Origin of the sequence: Pseudorhodobacter sp., assembly GCF_030452865.1 — a bacterium.
Classification (GTDB): domain Bacteria; phylum Pseudomonadota; class Alphaproteobacteria; order Rhodobacterales; family Rhodobacteraceae; genus Pseudorhodobacter.
In genome coordinates, this window is sequence record NZ_JAKDLJ010000440.1 from 1 (window position 1) to 2,817 (window position 2,817).

The 2,817-nt window shown below is 56.2% G+C and carries 2 protein-coding genes and 1 pseudogene; all 3 read left to right on the top strand.

Translation table 11 applies throughout. From position 1 onward, the window contains the following. Positions 1–872, top strand: a pseudogene (locus L0H65_RS17720) (carbohydrate ABC transporter permease); the annotation flags it as partial. A 19-nt stretch (positions 873–891) separates the two neighbouring features. Continuing rightward, on the top strand, positions 892–2,520 hold the full coding sequence (locus L0H65_RS17725) for an alpha-amylase family glycosyl hydrolase (protein ID WP_301460544.1): 1,629 nt from the start codon (positions 892–894) through the stop codon (positions 2,518–2,520). An 18-nt stretch (positions 2,521–2,538) separates the two neighbouring features. Next, a partial coding sequence (locus L0H65_RS17730) for an ATP-binding cassette domain-containing protein (protein ID WP_301460545.1) occupies positions 2,539–2,817 on the top strand: 279 nt, incomplete at its 3' end.

Consider the following 2,817-nt stretch of genomic DNA (forward strand, 5'->3'; position numbering starts at 1 on the left):
GGGGCGGGCAAGGTTACCAGCTTTGGCACCTCAATCCGTGAGCCCGGCGCGTATGAGGCGGGCAGCAACGCTGAAACGCGCGACGGCGAAACTCTGACGGTTGCCGCGAATGGGGATTTCAAGATCACCTCACCGACTGCGATGGAAGGCGCGCGTGGGATGCGGATATTTGCGCAATCCGTGACGCCGGCGCGGTTCACCGTTGAGAACTATGGTCGCGTGTTGAAGGCCGAAGGTTTGGGTCGTGCGTTCATGAACACGCTGACGGTCTCCATCCCTGCCACCGTGATCCCGATTCTGGTTGCCGCCTTTGCCGCTTACGCGCTTGCGTGGATGGAATTTCCGGGGCGGGTTTTGATCGTTGCTGCGGTGGTCGGGTTGCTGGTGGTGCCATTGCAGCTTGCGCTTATCCCATTGTTGAAGCTGCATAATGATATCGGAATCGGCAAAAGTTATATCGGCATTTGGCTCGCACATACCGGATTCGGTCTGCCGCTCGCGATCTATCTTTTACGCAATTACATGGTCGGCCTGCCGAGGGAGATCATCGAAAGTGCGCGCGTCGATGGCGCGACGGAGTTCCAGATTTTCCTGAAAATCATCCTGCCGCTGTCCTTCCCGCGCTCGCCTCCTTCGCCACGTTTCAGTTTCTCTGGACTTGGAATGACCTGTTGGTGGCGCTGGTCTTTCTGGGCAATTCGTCGGACCAACTGGTGATGACCGGGTTGCTGAAATACATGATGGGCTCGCTTGGCGGCGATTGGGAAGTCCTTGCAACTTCGGCTTTCATCACGATTGTCGTGCCGTTGATTGTGTTCTTTGCGATGCAGAAATATCTGGTCCGTGGCCTGTTGGCCGGATCAGTGAAGTGACGAAAACAAGGTGGTAAGGATGCAGAAAACAACGCATGAGACGGGCGGCGTCGATACCGATTGGTGGCGCGGTGCGGTGATCTATCAAATCTATCCCCGCAGCTTTCAAGACAGCAATGGCGATGGTATTGGTGACCTTGTCGGCATCGTGCAGCGCCTGCCGCATATCGCAGAGCTTGGCGCTGATGCAATCTGGATCAGCCCGTTCTTTACCTCACCTATGAAGGATTTTGGCTATGACGTGTCGGATTATTGCGATGTTGATCCGATGTTCGGCACTCTGGCCGATTTTGACGCGGTGGTGGCAACCGCACATGATCTGGGCTTACGGGTGATGATTGATCTGGTGCTCTCGCATACTTCCGATCAGCACCCATGGTTCCGGGAAAGTCGCGCGAACCGTACCAATGCGCGCAGCAATTGGTATGTCTGGGCCGACCCGAAACTGGACGGCACGCCGCCGACCAACTGGCTCTCGATCTTCGGTGGGTCGGCGTGGCAATGGGACGCGCGGCGAGAGCAGTATTTCCTGCACAATTTCCTGACCTCCCAACCCGACCTGAATTTTCACGAGCCGCAGGTGCAGGACGCTTTACTGGATGTGGCGCGGTTCTGGTTGGAGCGCGGGGTCGACGGGTTCCGGCTTGATACAATCAATTTCTACATGCACGACAGATACTTGCGCGACAATCCGGGCTTGGCCGTCGACCAACGCAACGCCGATACCGCGCCTGCAGTGAACCCATACAATCACCAAATGCATCTTTTTGACAAAAGCCAGCCGGAGAACGTTGTTTTTCTTGAGAAACTCCGCGCCGTTATGCGGCCCTACAATGCTGCCGCTGTGGGTGAGGTCGGCGATGCGCAACGCGGTCTGGAAATCCTTGGAGAGTATACGCGCGGCAATGACCGAATGCAGATGTGCTATGCCTTTGAGTTTTTGGCGAAAGACAAGCTGACACCGACCCGCATTGCAGAGACTTTCGAGGCGTTGGAGGCTGCCGCACCCGATGGTTGGGCTTGCTGGGCGTTTTCCAACCATGATGTGCCCAGACACATCTCCCGTTGGGGCCTTTCCGTTGATGCAGCAAAGGCTTATGCGACGCTGTTGATGTGCATGCGCGGCTCCGCCTGCATTTATCAGGGCGAGGAACTGGGCTTGCCAGAGGCGGAGATTGCCTTTGAAGACCTGCAAGACCCTTACGGCAAGGAATTCTGGCCGGAGTTCAAAGGCCGCGATGGCTGCCGCACCCCGATGGTCTGGCGGGCGGACAACCAGACCGGCGGCTTTACCACTGGAAAACCGTGGCTTCCAGTCCCGCCAGAGCATTTGCGCAAAGTCGGCCCTGACGCGAAAGGCGAAGACAGCCTATTCGCGCATTACCGGGCGGTTTTGGCCTTGCGCCATTCCCATTCTGCGCTGAAAAAAGGCGCGCAATTCGATATGGTTGCCAATGGCGATTTGCTGACCTTCATGCGACAGGATGCGGATGAGGTGCTGTTTTGCGCCTTCAATCTAGGCGATGAAACGATTGGAGTTGCTGTGCCGGAAGGGAAGTGGAAAGCCGTTTCTTTCCATGAAAGTAAATCATTGCATAATAAACTTAATCTTGGACCATGGCAGGTTTACCTTGCAATCAAGCAATGACGCCCGAAGGAGGGAACCATGGCTGACCTGAAACTGACCAATATCGAAAAAGCCTATGGCGAGGTGAAGGTGCTTACCAACATCAACCTCGACATCGCTCAGGGGGAATTGATCGTTTTCGTCGGCCCCTCCGGTTGCGGTAAATCCACATTGTTGCGCATGATCGCGGGATTGGAGCGGATTACCGGCGGCGAATTGCAGATTGACGGTGTGGTGGTGAACAACGTCCCGCCTGCACAACGCGGCATTGCGATGGTGTTCCAGTCCTACGCGCTTTACGCGCTTCTGTCGGTGCGC